16 protein-coding genes are annotated in these 19785 nt (G+C 41.7%); 6 read left to right on the forward strand and 10 right to left on the reverse strand.

The genetic code is table 11. From position 1 onward, the window contains the following. Positions 1 to 73: 73 nt before the first annotated feature. From NLF99_RS14265 to NLF99_RS14275, 3 genes are all read left to right on the forward strand, one after another. Complete coding sequence (locus NLF99_RS14265; protein ID WP_254529087.1) at positions 74 to 1591, forward strand: hypothetical protein; 1518 nt, start codon at positions 74 to 76, stop codon at positions 1589 to 1591. Between the two features lie 99 nt (positions 1592 to 1690). Further along, complete coding sequence (locus NLF99_RS14270; protein ID WP_185217309.1) at positions 1691 to 2476, forward strand: hypothetical protein; 786 nt, start codon at positions 1691 to 1693, stop codon at positions 2474 to 2476. Position 2477: 1 nt separating this feature from the next. Continuing rightward, a complete protein-coding gene (locus tag NLF99_RS14275) occupies positions 2478 to 3584 on the forward strand; it encodes a toxic anion resistance protein (RefSeq protein ID WP_185213983.1) in 1107 nt (368 codons plus the stop codon). 52 nt (positions 3585 to 3636) lie between these two features. Here the strand turns inward: NLF99_RS14275 and NLF99_RS14280 are convergent, their stop codons facing one another. The 3 genes from NLF99_RS14280 to NLF99_RS14290 all read right to left on the reverse strand — a co-directional run bounded on the left by NLF99_RS14280 (position 3637) and on the right by NLF99_RS14290 (position 6217). Further along, positions 3637 to 4170: a fumarate hydratase gene (locus NLF99_RS14280; RefSeq protein ID WP_254529089.1), complete on the reverse strand. Its 534-nt coding sequence runs from the start codon at positions 4168 to 4170 to the stop codon at positions 3637 to 3639. 4 nt (positions 4171 to 4174) lie between these two features. Beyond that, on the reverse strand, positions 4175 to 5572 hold the full coding sequence (fumC, locus tag NLF99_RS14285; RefSeq protein WP_185213984.1) for a class II fumarate hydratase: 1398 nt from the start codon (positions 5570 to 5572) through the stop codon (positions 4175 to 4177). 78 nt (positions 5573 to 5650) lie between these two features. Next, positions 5651 to 6217, reverse strand: a complete 567-nt coding sequence (locus NLF99_RS14290) for a hypothetical protein (RefSeq protein WP_254529091.1) — start codon at positions 6215 to 6217, stop codon at positions 5651 to 5653. 137 nt (positions 6218 to 6354) lie between these two features. Between NLF99_RS14290 and NLF99_RS14295 the strand changes: the two genes are divergently transcribed. Continuing rightward, positions 6355 to 7959, forward strand: coding sequence for a S41 family peptidase (locus NLF99_RS14295; protein WP_254529093.1), 1605 nt, complete (start codon positions 6355 to 6357; stop codon positions 7957 to 7959). Here NLF99_RS14295 and NLF99_RS14300 read toward each other — a convergent pair. From NLF99_RS14300 to NLF99_RS14325, 6 genes are all read right to left on the reverse strand, one after another. After that, positions 7956 to 9056, reverse strand: coding sequence for an endonuclease/exonuclease/phosphatase family protein (locus NLF99_RS14300; protein ID WP_185213987.1), 1101 nt, complete (start codon positions 9054 to 9056; stop codon positions 7956 to 7958). The genes NLF99_RS14295 and NLF99_RS14300 overlap by 4 nt on opposite strands. Further along, complete coding sequence (locus NLF99_RS14305; protein ID WP_185213988.1) at positions 9056 to 9931, reverse strand: rhomboid family intramembrane serine protease; 876 nt, start codon at positions 9929 to 9931, stop codon at positions 9056 to 9058. Before NLF99_RS14305 ends, NLF99_RS14300 begins: the two co-directional genes overlap by 1 nt. Positions 9932 to 9947: 16 nt before the next feature. Then, on the reverse strand, positions 9948 to 10664 hold the full coding sequence (locus NLF99_RS14310) for a rhomboid family intramembrane serine protease (RefSeq protein ID WP_185213989.1): 717 nt from the start codon (positions 10662 to 10664) through the stop codon (positions 9948 to 9950). Between the two features lie 15 nt (positions 10665 to 10679). After that, entirely contained in the window at positions 10680 to 12545 is a 1866-nt protein-coding gene (mutL, locus tag NLF99_RS14315; RefSeq protein WP_185217305.1) for a DNA mismatch repair endonuclease MutL, read from the reverse strand. 838 nt (positions 12546 to 13383) lie between these two features. Then, the gene (gene lat / locus NLF99_RS14320) at positions 13384 to 14676 is read right to left on the reverse strand and encodes an L-lysine 6-transaminase (protein ID WP_254529095.1); all 1293 of its coding nucleotides are present in this window, start codon (positions 14674 to 14676) and stop codon (positions 13384 to 13386) included. A gap of 20 nt (positions 14677 to 14696) precedes the next feature. After that, positions 14697 to 16226 (reverse strand): aldehyde dehydrogenase family protein, encoded by a 1530-nt coding sequence (locus NLF99_RS14325; RefSeq protein ID WP_254529096.1) that lies wholly within the window; start codon positions 16224 to 16226, stop codon positions 14697 to 14699. A gap of 281 nt (positions 16227 to 16507) precedes the next feature. Here NLF99_RS14325 and NLF99_RS14330 point away from each other — a divergent pair, with 281 nt between their 5' ends. Further along, positions 16508 to 17659 carry an acyl-CoA dehydrogenase family protein gene (locus tag NLF99_RS14330; RefSeq protein ID WP_254529097.1) on the forward strand — a complete coding sequence of 384 codons (1152 nt, stop codon included), beginning with the start codon at positions 16508 to 16510 and terminating at the stop codon, positions 17657 to 17659. Here the strand turns inward: NLF99_RS14330 and NLF99_RS14335 are convergent, their stop codons facing one another. Continuing rightward, positions 17660 to 18937: a hypothetical protein gene (locus NLF99_RS14335; RefSeq protein WP_254529098.1), complete on the reverse strand. Its 1278-nt coding sequence runs from the start codon at positions 18935 to 18937 to the stop codon at positions 17660 to 17662. A 173-nt stretch (positions 18938 to 19110) separates the two neighbouring features. On the opposite strand from NLF99_RS14335, the gene NLF99_RS14340 reads away from it, so the two are divergent. Next, positions 19111 to 19383: a hypothetical protein gene (locus NLF99_RS14340; RefSeq protein WP_254529099.1), complete on the forward strand. Its 273-nt coding sequence runs from the start codon at positions 19111 to 19113 to the stop codon at positions 19381 to 19383. Positions 19384 to 19785 lie beyond the last annotated feature (402 nt).

The raw sequence follows: 19785 nt of genomic DNA on the forward strand, positions 1-19785 counted from the left end.
AAACCAAATAATTGTTGTTAACTGATGATATATAATGTAAATTTATGTTGTGTTTTAATAAAAATGTTTGTACATGGATTCTCTTAATGAGTTGATAAAATTGTTGAATAATCAAGATAAAAGTGATTTTAAGAGTTATTTGACAAAGAAAAATAAAAGGAATGATGTGAAGAATATCAAATTGTTCAATTTGATAGAAACTGACGATATAAAATCAATAGAAAGCCTTTATAAAAATTCTAAAAACAGGGATGCATACCATGCCTTGCGGAAAAGATTGCACGATAGCCTGCTTGTGTTCCTCTCACAAAGAACCTTTGAAAACAGTACCGATGAATCTTATGATATCCTTCGGAATTTTGTTGTGGCGAGGTATCTGCTTGAGAACAACCTGGAAAAGATCGGTTTCAGGTCATTGGAGAAGGCTGAAAGATTGGCGGTTGCGCAGGAGCAGTTTAGTTTATTGAATGAGATCCTGTTGTTAAAGCTACAATATTCGCATCTAGATGCTGCAGTTAATCTGGATGAGCTGACAGAAAAGTTTCGGATCAACCAGAACCATATGCAGCGGGAGGCGAAGTTGCGTTTGGCCTATGCTGCACTGAGGAAAGAATTGAATGAAATCCATTTGAAAGCCAAGGTGATCAATTTGACGGAGTTGATCGAGAAGACCATCAAGCAATATCAGATCAATATGTTGGATCTGATGAATTATAAATCACTTTATCAAATTTTATTTATTGCCAATGAATATGCCGCCATCAATCAGAACTATAGTTTGGTGGAAAGGTATTTGGTAAAGAGCCATCGGTTCATTGAAAGCCAAAAGATGAATCAACCTTCCCAGGTTTTTTATCATTTACATATTCTTTACTATTTGGCTAATTTTAATTTAAGGAACAGGTCTTTTGAAGAAAGCCTGAAATACCTAAAGCAGTTGGATGATTTATCAGAACAGCATAAACAGTATAGGGCGTTGCTATGGAACAGAAAACAGTTGCTCTATGCATTGAACTATTTTTTTTCTGGTAGGGCAGCGGAAGCGGCTATTGTTATTGATGATACATTAGATAATTTGGGGAAACAAAGTGCGCAGGCTGACATCGATGACCTGATATTAAGTAAAACGATGTTCTTGGGTCAGTTGAATGACCTTAAGGCTATAAGGATCCTGTCAAAATTGACACATACTGACGCTTGGTATGAAAAGAAGTTAGGGATGCTGTGGAGTATCCGTAAGAACTTGATGGAAATATTATTGCATGCACAGTTTGAGAATATTGAATTGGCCATGTCAAGGTTGAGGAGTTTCAAGCGGAGGTATAAGCAATATCTACTTCAGGTGAAAGAGTCTCGGGTATTGGATTTTCTAGGCTTGGTCGAGAAATATTTGATGAAACCTGATCTGGTCTTTCAACAAAGTTTCCAGGAAACTGTTTATTCTATGCTGGACTTGGATGAAAACAAGGACATTTTTAATCTGAGTTTCATTTCTTGGTTAATTTCTCGTTGGGAAAAACGAAAACCATACGACATCACGTTAACACTGATAGAAAACCTTGAGGGGAATTCACCGACAAAAATGACGTAATGGCAGGTGATTTACCGCCAATTACCTAATACTATGGCTGATTGCTATCATTGGAATAAGAATTGGTGTATTTTTACAAATAATATTTAAATTTAAAGAATGGGTTGGGCAACGAAAAAAAGTAGACCTTGGGAGATTAGACAGCTGGTATGGACCTTTTTATCCATCCTGATGTTTCTTCCTTTGCCAATACACGTGCATCCTTTGGTGATGATGTCGCAGGCAAAGAAAGCTAAGGTGCGTTCTTGGATGTTTACCGCTTGGCTGCTGTTGGCAGTCGAGATTGGACTCCTTGTTTCCTTCGTTATGTTTTTTGGGACGCTAAGCCAGGCAATGTTATTGACATTGGGAGGATCGGTATTGTCTTATGTAGTTGGAAATGGCCTGCTGCTGAATCAAGCGAAGCCATACTTACAGAGACTTGAACTGTCCGAAGTCCGTGACCTGTATTGGATTTCTAGTATGGGTTCTCAAAAACGTCTTGAAATATCCGCGCCAACTATAGATACACCTCAATTTTTTGTAGAAAGACTATTGCACTGGCGAAAAGAAATAGATAATAATAACATCCATAAGGATATCGACAAGATATTGCGGTTATTTCAATTGTTGGAGAAAAAGGATAAGCGGGAAGCAGAGAAGTTTTTGGTTCGACACTCCACCATCGTGAATGTGCTGATGCAATATGATGAATTGGAAAACGCAAGATTGAACAATACAGTGACCTATGAGTCCAAGAAGAAGCTGGAAGAGGTGATACGCCAAGCTGCGGTCGCTGTAGAAGAAGAAGTAACAAATCAATTTAAAATGGGAATGTTAGATGTGTCGGCTGAAACCGATGTATATATTCAGACCTTAAAAAGTAGAAACCTTTTAAAAGAATAATATGGCAAATTTAGATTTGACACATCTGGACGATGATCAAAACCAGAATAAGCCCTCAGAGGTGAAAGTGAATTTCTCAGAAGAGGAAAAACAATTGATTAAGCAATATAAAGACAAGATTAATTTGACCTCTACTACGGACATCATTCAGTTTGGGGTAGGTACGCAAAGTAATGTGAGCAACTTCTCGAACGAGATCTTGAAACAAGTCCGTACAAAAGATTTAGGAGGTGCCGAGGATATTTTGGTCAACCTACGTTCTGAAATCCGTGAGTTTGATGAAAGGGTTAATAAAAAACCTTTATTGCCATTCTTTGATAATCTCAAAAAGAAAATCGGGAGAATGCGTACTGAGTATGCTTCCGTGGAAAAGAACATCCATTCCATTGAACTGAAGTTAGAAGGACATTATAAAAACTTAGCGAAGGATGTCAATATCTTCGATAAGCTATTTGTCCAAAATCAACAGTATTTCAAGGACCTTTCTCTGCATATCCAAGCAGGGGAAGAAAAACTAAATGAAGTCCTGACCACGACTTTGCCTGCTCTGAAAGCTGAAGCTGAAGCAACTGGCGATCAGCATAAGGTGCAAGAGTATAAAGACATGGAACAACATGTTGTGCGTTTTGAACGTAAGGTCCATGATCTGAAACTTACCCGTATGGTGGTGCTACAAACGGCTCCGCAGATTAGGATGATTCAGAGCAACAGTAGTTCCTTGATGGAAAAGATTCAATCAAGTATCGTCAATACACTACCTTTGTGGAAGAACCAAATGGTCCTTACACTAGGTATTGCCCATGCACAAAGTGCCTTAGAGGCACAAAGAGCAGTTACTGATGCTACAAATGAATTGCTGAAGAGAAACTCTGAAATGTTGAAAGAAGCAACCATCAATGTTGCCAAAGAAACAGAAAGAGGAATCATTGATATGGATACCATTAAGAAAGCTAATACCGATATCATCACTACCATCGAAGAGGTATTGCGAATTCAGCGTGAAGGTCGTGAGAAACGTAAGGTAGCAGAAGGGGAATTATTGATTGCGGAAACTGAACTTAAGAACCATATCTTAAAGTCTTCTGATGATAACAGGTTGATCAATTAAGATTTAATAGATAAAAGAAAAAGCCAAGGTAATCCTTGGCTTTTTCTTTTATCTATAATTCCCAACGTTTCTTGGGAACACAGGTAATATCGGCTGTTTTTCTCAATATGATAGGCCGGCTATCAAATTTATTTTCCAATACCAAACTATCCTTGCTTTTGGACTTTATCAAGTACCTCGGTACATAAGGACCTTGCTTGTAGCAGCCAGAAATCTTCTGTTTACCGTTTTCTTTGGTGTATACCCCTTCAACGATCATGCTGTCAGCACGGACAGAGTACACTGCTTTGGCGTATTCAGTCCATTTGCCATCTTTATAGCAACTATCAGGGATGCTCTTGACATCGTTCTTGACATGCATAATGGTATAGACCGAATCGCAAGTGAATCTAAACTCATGTAAGGTATAATTCAGCATCTCTTCTTGTCCAGGGATACTGTCCTGCACCCATACACCTTGCAGATAATCTTCACCTTCGCCTTGCATATCAGAATGCCTTTGGCAACTCGAGAAAATAAAAAGCATACCTATCACAATCGATAGGTATGCTTTTAATTGAGAATATGTTTTATTCTGTTTATTCACTATGTTATTTTAAGCTACCTACCATCTCTTCAGGTTTAACCCACTCGTCAAATTCCTCAGCAGTTACATAACCTAATTTGATAGCTGTTTCTTTCAAGGTAGAATTGTTTTTATGAGCTGTTTGAGCAATCTCAGCAGCTTTATAGTAACCGATCTTGGTGTTCAAGGCAGTAACCAACATCAATGAGTTGTCTACTAATTGTTTGATACGATCGTAGTTTGGTTCAATACCGATTGCACAGTGTTCTTCGAAAGACACACAAGCATCACCGATCAATCTAGCAGACTGTAAGAAGTTTGCAGCCATAACTGGTTTGAACACGTTCAATTCGTAATGTCCTTGAGTACCACCAATGGTAATAGCAACATCATTACCCATCACCTGAGCGGCCACCATTGTCAATGCTTCACATTGAGTTGGGTTTACTTTTCCTGGCATGATAGAAGATCCTGGTTCATTCTCAGGGATCAAGATCTCTCCGATTCCTGAACGAGGGCCAGAAGCCAACATACGGATATCATTTGCGATCTTATTCAATGAAACGGCCAATTGCTTCAATGCTCCGTGCGTTTCCACGATTGCATCATGAGCAGCTAATGCTTCAAATTTATTTTCAGCAGTCACAAATGGCAATCCTGTAAACTGAGCGATATATTTTGCTACCAATACGTCATATCCTTTTGGCGTATTTAATCCGGTACCTACAGCTGTACCCCCCAAAGCTAATTCAGATAGGTGAGCTAAGGTGTTTTTAACCGCTTTGATTCCGTAGTTCAATTGCGCAACATATCCAGAAAGTTCTTGACCTAAAGTAAGAGGAGTCGCATCCATTAAGTGTGTGCGGCCGATTTTTACAACGTTCATGAACTCTTCAGATTTTTTCTTCAAGGTATCTCGTAATTTCTCAACACCTGGAATAGTCACTTCCACAACAGCTTTGTAGGCAGCGATGTGCATTCCTGTTGGGAATGTATCATTTGAAGATTGTGATTTATTTACATCGTCATTAGCTTTCAACACAGGGTCACCTTCACCAATTTTTCCACCAGCTAATACCTGAGCACGGTTAGCAACTACTTCATTTACATTCATGTTGGATTGAGTTCCCGAACCTGTTTGCCAGATTACCAAAGGGAATTGATCATCAAGCTTACCGGCAAGGATTTCATCACATACTGCAGCGATAGCATCACGTTTTTCTTGCGGTAATACTCCTAATTCACAGTTTGCATAAGCAGCTGCTTTTTTCAAGTAAGCAAATCCTTCGATGATTTCATGTGGCATAGAAGCTGCCGGTCCGATTTTAAAGTTGTTTCTAGAACGTTCAGTTTGTGCACCCCAGTATTTGTCCGCTGGAACCTGAACTTCACCCATGGTGTCTTTTTCTATTCTGAATGACATAATTACAATGTTTTGATAGGCAAATCTAAGGAAAAATAGAGAATTAAGCTAAAATAAGCCAGCCTATTACCCTATATTTTAGGATAACCGCTTCTGTATATGTTCCTCGATATGATGATATACCTGTTTAGGTTTTAAGGTCCGCCAAGGAAAGTTGTTGAGGTATTCTCCGAAATTGATATAGTAGTCGATATGGTTATCCATAAACTCTTTGATCACATGCTCCCTGAAGTCGATTCCAGCGATCCATCCATCTTCGATATCATTGAACCATTCCTCATAATAGGAATCATCCGAAGCATGGAAGTTCAGGATGTTTTCACCGATCAGGATAAACTTGTTGATGCCCTCTTCGATCAATAGGTCGATCAATTCCCTTTTCAGGACCATGATATCGTTGTAAATAGCATCGTTCCATTCGCCAATAAACTCAATGATGCAGTATCCTTTATCATAATCAGTAAAAAGGATCTTCAGGTAAAGCGTCTGGGAACCAAAATAATCCCATTGCGGATGAAGTAGGTAATTATAGATTCTTTTATCGTATTCAAACTCGCTATAAACAGTCCCAAAAAATGGACTACGTTCATCTTCTGAGGCTATATAATAGTCTCGCCAGTTGTAATATGGTTCCAATTCGTGCATCTGACTGTAAAATTATTGAAAATTGCGGAGATATTATGTTCCAAGGTCCTTTTTGGACTGTTAATTGTTATAAAATAATTATTATAAATTTCTTTTAAACAATTGGTTATTCATTAATTTTGCGGACCAGACCGTAAATGCAAAAAGGTAGAAAACGAAATATTTTTGTTGCAGCAACTTATGCCGCCACCCTGCTATTGGGATTGATACTTGGCCAGAATTATTCTGATCAGCAAGGATTCAATACCGGCGGATCCTTAGTGCCTATTGGTCTCTCTGATAATTCCTATAAGATCCAACAGGTCGTAGACCTGATTTCCAATCGTTATGTCGATAGCATCAATATGGATTCCGTCCAAAACGGAGCCATTAACCATATTATCTCTCACTTAGACCCGTATTCCACCTTTCTGACACCGAATGAATCCAAGAACCAGAGCGAAGTCCTGGAAGGGACCTTCGAAGGAATAGGTATGGAGTATTTCAGTCTGAATGATACCTTATTGGTCGTAGGTGTTATTACCAATGGTCCTGCGGACAAAGGTGGTTTCAAAGTAGGGGATCGGATCCTAAAGATTGGTAAACGTGATGTTGCCGGTACCTTGGTCAGCAAGGATGAGGTTGAAAAGTTAATGCGCGGGAAGCGTGGTTCTGTTGTTTCCATGGTAATCGAGCGCGATTCCATAAAAATGCCTGGTCCACTGAAGGCCATCCGTGACCAGATCAATGTCAGCTCGCTGGATGTCGCTTATATGATAAAACCGACCATTGGCTTTATCCGTATCCGCAGGTTTTCCCTAAAGACAGCAGAAGAATTTAAAAACGCAGTTATTGACCTTAAAAAACAAGGCGCAAAAAGCCTGATCCTTGACCTACGTGATAATGGAGGCGGATATTTCCATATTGCCATTAAAATGGCCAGCGAATTCTTCCCCGACCAACGTTTGATGGTCTATACCGAAGGAGCCCATGAAGATCGACTGGATTATCTCTCAGAAGGAAATGGAAGCTACAGCCAAGGTAAACTGGTGCTGTTGGTCAATGAACGTACGGCTTCTGCCAGCGAAGTGGTATCTGGAGCGGTACAGGATTGGGACCGTGGAACCATTATCGGAAGAAGGACATATGGTAAAGCTACGGTACAGGAACTTTTCGATTTCTCCGATGGATCTACCATCAACCTCAGCATTGCGAGGTACTACACGCCATTAGGCCGGAGCATTCAACGGAAATACAGTCCTAATTGGACGATCATGAACGACTATGTCAATATGTACAAAGGCTTATGGTCTTTGGATACCACATATGCCCATGCCCAGGCCTATCAAACTAAATTAGGCAAAAAGCTCTTCAGTGGTGGCGGTATTGTGCCAGACGTCATTATCCCAGTCGATTCAAATGAGGTCAGCTTATTGTACAAGGATCTGGTGCAATCCAGCTTGATCGAACAGTTTGTTTACAGTCGGTTCACCAAGAAATTGCCAGCCTACTCCATTGAAAATTTCTTGCAAGGATATAACCTGCCAGATTCCGAATACAATAGCTTTATCAAGTTCCTTACAGAAAGAGGCTGGAATATTTCAGCAAGCAAACAAAGGGACCTTCACGATCTGATCCAAAGTGATATTGAAGCTTTATTGGGTAGGTATTATTTTGGAAGAGAGGCCTATTACAAGGTCAAAAACCGATATGATGCCTTTGTAGAGTCTGCATTGGGACAAATAGAAGGGAATACAACCTAGTTTATCCTGAGGTCTGCATAGATAGGGTAGTGGTCTGATAACTTCTTCTTGACCACCTTGTAATTATTGACCGTAAAGTTATTCTCACAAAAGATATAATCAATTTGCAGGATGGGCAATAACTCAAAATGGGTAACTCCCCAGCCATTTCCCTTTTCCTGAAAAGCATTCTTCATATCCTTGCCAATCAAGTTGACAGAATAGGACATTGGCGTATCATTGAAATCTCCCATGACGATCTTAGGGAATTTGGTCTCTTGCATATGGTCATATAGGGACTCTGCCTGGTCGCTGCGCTGCTCAAAAGCCCATTTCAACTTCCTGCCTACCTGCTTGGTCTTGGTTTCTTCCGTACCATCGCCAGTCTTAGGATTCTGGATGAATTCTTTATCCTCATTTTGCAGGCCAAACGAACGTAGGTGCACATTGTAAACACGCACAGTATCCTTATTCTTGACGATATCGACATAGATTACACGGTTGATCCCATATTCATTTTTCTTGATCAGACCCGAGTTGATGATCGGGAATTTAGAAAAGATAACCTGTCCGTAAGCGTTGTATTCGTTCTGTTGGGAAGGGGCGAAGTAATAACTGTCGAAGTTGATCTTTGACTTGATCTTTTCACTGAACCTTTTGTTCCCTTTGATGGTGCTGCTGAACTCCTGCAAACATAAAACATCGGGATTCACCTCCTTGATAACCTCCGTGAACTCATCTTTTGCCGGTTTATCTGTTTTCTCAACCGGTTCCAGCATATGCACATTGTAGGTCATTACACGAAGGGAGGAGTCATTCTTTACCACAGGGTCAGGAGAGTTGAACGTGACATGTTTGGTCATCAGGTTCCAGCCGATCAGGATGGCAATCAGGGAAAATAGGGAATACTTCGGTTTGCGAAGGATCCAGTAGAAAATAAACCCTAGATTGATCAATAAGATGGGTAAATATCCCAAGCCAAGGAATGATATTGGCCAGAAGGATTTAGGGTTGATGATGGAGGCAGAATAACATAAAAAAAGGGCAGCTATGGCAGCCAGATTGGCCAGCATAACGGTCTTGCTAAAGAAACCTAAATTCTTTTTTTTAATCAACATTATTCTTGCTCTTCTCTACTTACCCTGAACAGTATTTCTTTTTCCCGTGAAGATAGACTTTCATAACCATTTTGAGAAATTTTATCCAAAATTTCATCTATTACTTCCTGGTTAGGTAAATCGCCTTTATAGCTTTTATAGGTTGGAGTTTTTTTAACGGTATGTAGCACGCGAAGTTTCTTTTTTGGTTGGTACAAAAATAATTTACTGAAGTCCCTACCTGCCTGCAGTTGGTACATAAATGTGATTCCCCATAGAATGGCCAATGGAAATGCCGCAGCCGCCGCACGGTTCGCAAATACGTAGAACAAGAACTGCAAGGCCAAAAAAACGATTGCTATGGTCCGGAATTTCACGATTCCAAACAGGAATAACCTGATCTCCATCTTCGGGGTCAGGACCAATAGGCTAGCTACAATGGCAGCAAGTCCCATGGAATTTGAAAATAGATATGGGATTGGCCCTTTTGCAAGGAAATCAATTTCAGACAGCGCGAGGAAGCTAATTCCAGAAATGGCAAAAGCACCCACAAAGACCGTCATTAACTGTCTTTTGTTCAGGAAATTCAAAAATGTACTTCCCATCCAATATAACCATAGACAGTCAAATACGATATTGAACAGTCCAATGTATACAAATGGAAAGGTCACTAAAGTCCATGGCTTCTGGATAAATGCTGCAAAGCTATTGGGCAAAGTCAGGTTACTGATCAACCAATCGTACAATGGAAATTTAATGACACCCAAGTCAACCAGTAAGTCGGCAATATGAATCAGGATAAACACAAATATCTGAACGGAGATGATATAGGGGATAGGAGAACCTGTTTGGTAGGTTGTCCTAAAGAACATCTTTATGCCGTTTTCCTTTTTCATATCTTAGGATACAATCTTAATAATAATTTGTTCTTCTGATGCCCCAGATTTTTAGAAGGATAAATCCAAATAATGCTCCACCGACGTGGGCTAAGTGCGCAATTGAACCGCCCGAATTTGAAAAACCTAAAAAGATCTCGATAACGATCAAGATAGGAATGAAGTATTTTGCTTTGATTGGGATAGGCAAGAAGATCAACATTATTTCCGCATTAGGGAATAGATAACCATAAGCCAGTAATAATCCGTAGATCGCTCCAGAAGCACCAACCAATGGCGTCCCATAAATGGAAAGTAAGGTGCCCAATTGATCCTGGCTTATCGGCAGATTGGTCGAAACCATTCCGGTAGTGAAGTTAAAGTTCAGGAATTGTGAAGCCCTAACCGTACCTGCGATATTGTAAACCTCAATGGCTTGGATCCCATATTGCAACACCAATGCGCCCAATCCGCAGATCAGATAGTAATTCAAGAATTTTTTAGGGCCTAATATTCGCTCAATTACACCGCCAAACATAACCAAGGCAAACATATTGAAAAATATATGTGCAAAGCCTCCATGCATGAACATGTAGGTGATGACTTGCCAAATCTTAAAGAATGGGGAGTCAGGATAAAATACTCCAAAGAAATTCGTGGCATGGCTGAAAATCATGGATCCAATAAAACAGATGATATTGATGATCAATAGATTTTTAGTCACTGTAGGTAAATTGCCGAATAGGTTATTCATATAATAATTTCAAAATTAAATATTCCTGCCAAAGCGTTCTGCCAGCTCCTGCAAGGTGTATGTGATGATGACGGGCTTCCCAGAAAGCGAAATATTCGGAGATTCACAGGCAAACAGTTTGTCAATCAATTCTGCCATGCCTTCGTTCTCCAGTTTTGTCCCCGGTTTGATGGCGGCATTTTTAGCCAAGCTCTTTGCTAGCCTTTCTCTTTTGTTTAGGCGTAAATCACTCTGGTTTTTGAAATCCTCCAATAGTTTTTCAATAATCTGCCCTTCATTAATGTTTTCTAAATCCGCAGGAATTCCATCTACAATATACGTAGTTTTCCCGAATGGTCGCAACTGAAATCCCAATGCATGGATTTCCGGCAAAATTTCCTGAACTAAAGCAAAATCAGCCGAATTCAACTCAATGGTCTGTGGAAACAGACTTTGCTGACTCGATCCTTGATTGTGCTGCAATTGCTGCTGAAACTGTTCAAACAGGATGCGCTCATGTGCTGCCTGCTGGTCGATCAGCATAAATCCAGAATGGATTTGCGATACTATATAACGATTGTGCAATTGAAAAAATTGCTTCTTCGGCTGGTCAGAAGGCTGAATTATTTCGGCCTCAGATTTCAGTTCGGTATCCTCCGGCAATAGACTTAATTGCTCTGTTTCTTCCGTTTCCGTAATTTCATAAAGGCTGTCCCAATTCTGTGGGATGCTGGACTTTCTTTCAATCTGCTCTGGATAGGTATACCTTCTCGGTTGCTTCGGCATCCCATCATCAAAAGGATTGAAATTAGGATTGAAATTGATGGTAGGTACCTGGATCTCATCCAATGGTTTTGGCGTGATCAGCTCATTAAAGCCAGTCTCCTGCTCGAAATCCAAGGATGGAGCGATGTTATAACGCCCGATGCTACGCTTTACCGCAGACCGCAGAATGGCATAGATCGCCTTCTCATCTTCATACTTGATTTCCGTTTTGGTAGGGTGCACGTTAATGTCGATTTTCGAAGGATCGATATCAATGAACAGCACATATAAAGGGAAAGTATCAGCGGGCAAGATCTCTTCATAGGCATTCAGCACCGCATGGTTTAGGTAAGGGTCCTTGATATAGCGGTTATTGACAAAAAAGAACTGCTCGCCACGTGTTTTCTTAGCAAACTCCGGCTTCCCTATAAATCCTTTGATGTTCAGGATGCTGGTCGTTTCTTCAACTGGAACCAGTCGCTGATTATAGTTGTTGCCGAAAAGGTGAACGATCCTTTGTTTCAGGGTTTCCTTAGGTAAATGGAACATTTCATTGCCATCACTGTGGAAAGTGAAGAAAATATCAGGATGTGCTAGTGCAACACGTTGAAACTCGTCTATGATATGCCTTAATTCAACAGAATTGCTCTTCAGGAAATTTCTTCTTGCAGGAATATTGTAGAATAGGTTTTTTACCGAGATGCTGGTCCCTGCTGGAGCCTGATCGGGGAATTGTTGGATCACCTCCGAGCCTTCAATTTCTATCACTGTACCAAGCTCATCTTCAATGCGTCTGCTCTTAAGTTCCACGTGGGCGATGGCCGCAATCGAAGCCATTGCCTCCCCACGGAAGCCCATCGTCCGGATCGCGAAAAGATCTTCAGCTTTTCGGATTTTCGAAGTTGCATGACGTTCAAAACAAAGACGCGCATCCGTTACACTCATTCCACAGCCATTGTCGATCACCTGGATCAATGACTTGCCCGCATCCTTAATAATAAGTTTTATATGATCTGCTCCTGCATCAATAGCATTCTCCAATAGTTCCTTGATCGCTGAGGCTGGTCGCTGAACAACTTCACCCGCTGCGATTTGGTTTGCTACTGAATCTGGAAGCAATTGAATAATATCCGACATAATCTACAAAGGTACAAAAATGACACCAATCGTTCGGGTTTTCAGGCCTTCTCTTTCAGCTAAATTTTGTCAATTTTTGGATCTTTCTTGAGCAACTTAAAAATCGAATTCTAACCTATTGGAAATAAGGCCGAAAGATGCATCTCTTGGCTGTTGAAGTCCAGGAAGCAAGCTGTTTGGAATGCTGAAAGAGTTTAAGGATACTAAAAAAGAAGGTTTAGTTTTTCCGACGGGAAAATATATCAGCCCCGCTAGGTTTTTTTGCAAAAAATACATCCTTTCCAGAGTCAGCCTGAGGAACGAAGGGTCTCGGAACCATACAAACATTGAAAGTAATGGCGTTCAGGTTATCTATCTTCGATGGAAGATGACAATGATGTTTTGGGCCATTTACGTACAGATTCTTCACTAATCGTTCAGAATTGGAAAAGAGTTGGGGAGAGATTCAGAGCGCAGCTAAGAATCTATTGTTGTATTTTTTTTAGAATCGTTGTCATCGTGAGCACAGCGAACGAATTATTTTATTTCTTCAAGACAAATTGCAGAAAAATATTTCACCCCCTCTGGGGGTTTCCCTTCAAAATCAATAAGGTGTATTATATAGGTTTCCAAACATATTATCCAAAAATGGAACCATGAAAAATGGCATCTAAAAAAAGAAACCCCAGGATGTTGTGAAATATCTGTTGGATTCCGGCTTGTTGTCCATTTAAACCCCAGGATGGGGTGAAATATTTGTAGAATTCCGATTTGTGTTTCAATATTATCCCAACCGTATATTTGCCAGAAACCAATCAAAAAAAAATCCCGACCTTTCGATCGGGATAATCAATTATATTTAATCAACCACTTTATCAACGATGGCAATCGCTTTGTCTAAATCTTCTTTGTTCACCGTCAGGTGCGGTCTGAATCGAATGCTCTTTTCACCACAGCCTAAGATCAACATGTTTTCAGCCATCGCTTCAGAAACAAACTTATCTCTTGCCTCTGGCGTCGGAAGGTCGAAAGCAACCAACAATCCTTTTCCGCGAACATTGCTGATGGAAGGGTGTTTTTCAGCCAGTTCCATCAATTTTACCTGAAGATACTCACCTAACGACTCCGCTTTATTGACCAGACCTTCTTTTTCAATGATCTCCAAGATCAATTTGAACCGGATCATGTCAACCAAGTTGCCTCCAAAAGTAGAATTGATCCGGCTAGACTCTTGGAAAACATTCTTTTCAACACGGTCAAACTTCTCTTTGTTGGCCAAGATCCCACAGACCTGTGTTTTCTTTCCGAAGGAAATTACATCTGGAACAATTCCGTAATGTTGGTAACACCACATTTTCCCGGTCATGGCAATTCCTGTCTGAACCTCATCCAAGATCAAGATGATATCGTTCTTGTCACAGATCTCTCTCAGTTTCACAAAGAATTCCTTACGGAAATGGTTGTCCCCGCCTTCAGCTTGGATAGGCTCCAAGATCAAGCAGGCGATATCATTCGGATTATTGGCGATAGCGGCTTCGATCTCCTGAACAGCTTGTTTTTCCAACTCAACGGTCGCAGCAACCGACTCCTCCGTTAATGGGAAGGTCAATTTCGGATTGCTGATCCTTGGCCAATTGAATTTTGGGAAGTACATGTATTTCCTAGGGTCCTTGGTATTAGTCAACGAAAGTGTATAACCGGTCCTGCCATGGAATGCCTGTTTGAAATGAATGACCTGACTCGCTTCCTGGTCGATGCCATTGGCTAGGTTCAGCCTGGTTTTCCAGTCGAATGCGGCTTTTAAGGCGTTTTCAACCGCCAGACCACCGCCATCGATAAAGAAACAATAGCTTAGTTCCTTTGGAATCCCTACGCGTTCAAAGACATCCATGAAATCCGCATACTCATCGGGATAGATATCCGACAGCGCTAATTTATTGATGGAAACCTTTTCCAACTGTTTTTCATTTGCCAGGATATAAGGATGGTTATAGCCTACAGGCGATGATGCGAACATGCTGAACATGTCCAGATATTCCTTGCCGTCGATGTCTACAATGTATGAACCGTGGGATTTCTCAAGGTCCATGACAACCGGAAGGCCATCTGCCAAGATATGTTTTGCTAATCTTTTATGTGTTTCTCTTATCATAATCGTTTATAATCTAATTTTTATAGATCAAATTTAATTCCCTGTGCCAATGGTAGGCTAGTGGTATAATTGATGGTATTTGTTTGTCTGCGCATATATACTTTCCATGCATCTGAACCAGATTCACGGCCGCCACCTGTGTCTTTCTCTCCCCCGAAAGCTCCACCGATCTCAGCGCCTGATGTGCCGATGTTGACATTGGCAATACCGCAATCCGAGCCATTCTGGCTTAAGAACAGTTCTGCCTCACGCAAGCTATTGGTCATGATAGCCGATGAAAGGCCTTGCTTAACGCCATTTTGCAATGCAATGGCCGCATCTACTTCACCGCTGTATTTTATTAAATAAAGGATTGGGGCAAAGGTTTCATGTTGCACGATTTCATAATGGTTCTCCACCTCAGCAATTACCGGAGTCACATAACAACCGCTTTCATAGCCCTTACCTTCCAGTACTTCACCCTTGGTCAACAACTTTCCGCCTTCCGCTTTTATTTTTTTCAAAGCATCAAGGTACATGTTCACCGCTGCGGTATCGATCAAAGGTCCCATGTGGTTGTTGCTGTCCAATGGATCTCCGATTTTTATCTGCTTATAGGCATCTACCAATGACTTTTTCACCTTGTCATAGATGCTTTCGTGGATGATCAATCGACGGGTACTTGTACAACGTTGCCCAGCAGTACCTACGGCTCCAAATACGGCTCCTATAATGGTCATTTTCAGATCTGCACTTGGACTGACGATAATCGCATTGTTACCCCCTAGTTCCAATAGAGATTTGCCCAAGCGTTTGGCAACAACCGTGGCAACCTCTTTCCCCATACGGGTAGAGCCTGTAGCAGATACCAAAGGAATGCGTTCGTCTTCTGAAATCCATTTTCCTACTTCGGCATCACCGACGATAATAGAAGAGATCCCTTCCGGTAACTTATTTGCTTTCAATATATCGGCTATGATATGCTGGCAGGCTACTGCGCACAATGGTGTTTTCTCACTTGACTTCCATACTACCACGTCTCCACAAACTAGGGCCAAGGCAGCATTCCATGACCAGACCGCTACCGGAAAATTGAAAGCGGTGATGATACCCACGATCCCTAAAGGATGATATTGGTCGTACATGCGGTGACCTGGTCTTTCTGAATGGATGGTATTTCCATATAATTGTCTGGATAGGCCCACTGCAAAATCACAGATATCGATCATCTCCTGAACCTCACCCATTCCTTCTTGGTAGGATTTCCCCATTTCATAGGAAACCAGCTTGCCTAGGACAGGTTTCAGCTCGCGAAGTTTCTCTCCTAATTGACGGACAATCTCGCCACGCTTTGGTGCTGGGATATCGCGCCAAACCAATTTCGCCTTCTCTGCCTCTTGTATTACTTTTTCGTATTCTTTCCTGGTCGTACTCTTTATCTTAGCAATCAATTTGCCATTGGTAGGTGAATAAGATTCAATCAACTCACCCTGAGCAAACCATTTGCTCCCTGTCGATGTACCTAGGTTTTCAGCCTCGATCCCAAGTGTTTTTAATTCTTTTGATGTCATAATATGGTTTATATTATTCGAAATTTCTATAAATATAGCGAATATATTTTGTTGTCAACTGAATTTGGTCGAATTTATTTTGTAATTTGGACATAAGATAATGGGCCGTAGACTATGTCTGGTGCGATTTGTAGATGTTATTCACAATTGTTTGTTGTAATGGTGATTTTAGTCATTTTTCAAACAGGTTATTTGCGATAGATTCGAAAAGCATTAGGACTTTTTAGCACAGGCTATTTAAGGTCTGCCTATTAGCTAATGTCTATAAATCTAAATTACCCATGGACTACTACCAAATTGAAGAGTTTTTGACCCCTGAGCAGATCCTTGTTCGGGATGCCATCCGTGAATTTGTAAAATTCGAGATCCTACCGGTCATCGATCAATATGCCCAGGAACATAAGGAAATTCCGGGCTTGATGAAAAAATTAGGTGCTATTGGTGCACTCGGTCCATTTATTCCTGAAGAGTATGGTGGGGTAGGACTGGACTATATGTCCTATGGATTGATTATGCAGGAACTGGAGTTTGGTGACTCGGCCATTCGGTCTGCTGCTTCGGTGCAATCCTCCTTAGTGATGTTCCCGATCTATAAGTTCGGTTCGGAAGAACAGAAACATAGGTTCTTGCCTCGTTTGGCAACGGGAGAACTCATCGGCGCATTTGGCCTTACCGAACCTAACCATGGCTCTGACCCTGGAAGTATGGAGACCAAGTTGCTAAAGGACGGGGAGGGGTACCGCTTGTCTGGTTCCAAAATGTGGATCACCAATGCGCCAATCTGTGATATCGCCGTGGTATGGGCACGCGATGAGGACAAAAAGATCCGTGGGGTGATCGTTGAAAGGGACTTTGAAGGATTCAGTACACCTGAAACCCTGAATAAATGGTCGCTACGGGCCTCAAAAACAGGTGAACTGGTCTTTGATCAGGTTTTTATTCCGCAAGATAATGTCCTTCCCGAAGTCAGTTCCATGAAAGGCCCATTGTCCTGCCTAAATTCTGCACGGTATGGTATTTCTTGGGGAGCCATCGGTGCTGCTGTGGATTGTTATCAGACGGCATTGCAATATGCCAAGGAACGCAAGCAATTTGGGAAGCCCATTGCTTCTTTTCAACTGCAGCAAAAGAAATTGGCAGAGATGGTCACGGAGATTACCAAGGCACAATTGCTGTCCTGGCGGTTAGGGCAGTTGAAGATTGAGGACCGTGCAACACCTGCACAGATTTCCATGGCCAAACGCAACAATGTGAATATGGCCTTGCAGGTGGCCCGTGAAGCCAGGCAGATATTAGGCGCTATGGGTATTGTCGGCGATTATCCGATCATGCGCCATATGATGAACCTGGAATCGGTCATTACCTATGAAGGTACCCACGATGTACATCTGTTGATTACCGGAAATGACATCACGGGCATCAATGCTTTTTAACTACCTATTATAAGGATAGTCCTGCACCCAGCGGAAAGTCCGGGTCTTCAGGTCAATGTTCTCCATGTCTATCTTCTCCAAAAAGATAGATGTGGAATCCTTGCTGTCCGTTTCCATGAGTATCAATCCATCTTCCTTTAGTCGGTATTTCAGGTCCAGCGAAGGTTCATTGTATTTCCCTACGATTCTAAATTCCTTACTGTCTTTTGTGGGGATAAGCTGATAGTATATCAGGTCCATACTTTCATCCCGAACCGTTAAGCTGTTTTCATTAGTGAATATTAAGTAGTGCCAATGGTCAGGCATGTTTATTTTCTTTCGGTTCAGATGTTCCTTAAAGGGTATATAATATGCGCCGTACAGTTCGCTTTTTTTACCCTGGAGTTGAGCGATGTACTTTCTGGTTGAATGGGTCCTTGGAATCAGGGAGGCGACTGTCAATATTATGAACAGGTATTTTATGGAGATAAATGCAATTCGTTTCCAGCGTTTGCTGAAGGTGGGCTGCGGCGGTCTGCTGAGCTGGACCGGTTCCTGTTTGATCAATAGCATATAGAACCTTTTGATATTTGGCGCCAACAGAAAAAGACAGAACAGAACCAGGGCCGTGGAAACCATCTTGACGGGTACATCATAGAAATAATTTGTAGCCATTACGTTTATGCTGACCCCCAGCATGATCAATGCGCCCAAGGTGGTCGTCTTTCGGAACAACAGCAAGACGCCTAACATTTCGGCAATACCTATAAATATATTGTAGGCGGGCGAAGCTCCATAAAAGGTCCATGCCAATCCCATCGGTGAAAACTTATATAGGGGTTCAGTCAGTCTGATGAGATCTGGGACTGGAAATTGCTGAGAGAAAACTTTGACGAATCCGTACATCAACATGGTAATAGCAATGTAATACCTGATCAGCACCGTGAGCCAATAGTATAATCTTGGGTAGACCTTATTTTTCCGATCGATGAGTGTCCATATAATACATCCTATAATAGATACTATGCTGATCAATAATAGGAGAAGCCATTGCAAGGTGGTGTCTCCGCTTCCACTCCTAAAGGGCATGTTCCCATCGAACTTCACAAACCCAGAAGCCAGGAATTTTAGGAGGTCAGTTAAGACTGGAGTGAGAATGCGCTCCAAGAAGAGTAAGAAAAAGAAGCTGTTGTTGTTTATCAATATGATAAAGAGGGTTATTAATATAAAGCAAAACCTAAATAGGATGGGGTTTTTGGGGAATACTTCAATCGGCTGTTTCTGGTTAGTCTGCTCCATAAGGAATTTATTGGTTTCTTAAATATAGGAAATTATGAGTGGCGGCACCTTTGTTGCTGTATTATTTAAGTGTTTTTAACGAATGTGGGTCATGGCCTGTGGTCTGTTTTGATTCAAAATTGAGGTGTTTTTTTGTGGCTCTCCTTCGGGACTCGTTCGGGGCATGTTCGGGAATGGTCCGGAGAGAACAGGTAGACCGGCCGGAGCGTACCCGGGGACGCACAGGGGATTTGGTCGCTTGCTTTGCGAATTTTCGGAATGTGGGTCGAATGAGGTCAGGCCGAAAGGGGAGGATGTTGGACCGGAATTCCCTTCCTGTCCTGGTCCATCCTCGTATCCTCTCCATCCTGGTCCTTTCCATGTTCTTGGTCCATCCTCCAATCCCTTTAATCCTGGTTCAGCCCCGTCTTTTGGAAAAATTATCTGGCAATGCTACAGCGAGTTAGCTGGCGGCCGTAAAAATACTTTGGCCTCCCCCTTGGAAGTGAACGTATTTTGTCCCTATCTTTGCACCACTCCGCAAGGGAGGGACGGCCACACGGCCACTGAAACACGGGAAGGAAAAGGGAAGCAGAGCTGCACTGGTGCAGGCCATGCCGACCACCGAAAAAAGGGCCACGAAAATTATTTTAAAAAAGATTTTGCGGTTTCGAAAAAGGTTCCTACCTTTGCAGTCCCAACCAAGGGAAACAGCGAGGGACGCGATGTCCGGAGCGAAATAAAATGACAGATTGCGACCTTCCGATGCGGAAGGGAAACAACATAAAAAAGCCGAAGCGAGATGCCCAGGCGCGATAAGTTCTTTAAATGATCATGTAGCGCAGCGACCCGTACGAGAGTACGGTAGC

Source organism: Sphingobacterium sp. LZ11T8 (genome assembly GCF_024261425.1).
Classification (GTDB): Bacteria; Bacteroidota; Bacteroidia; order Sphingobacteriales; family Sphingobacteriaceae; genus Sphingobacterium.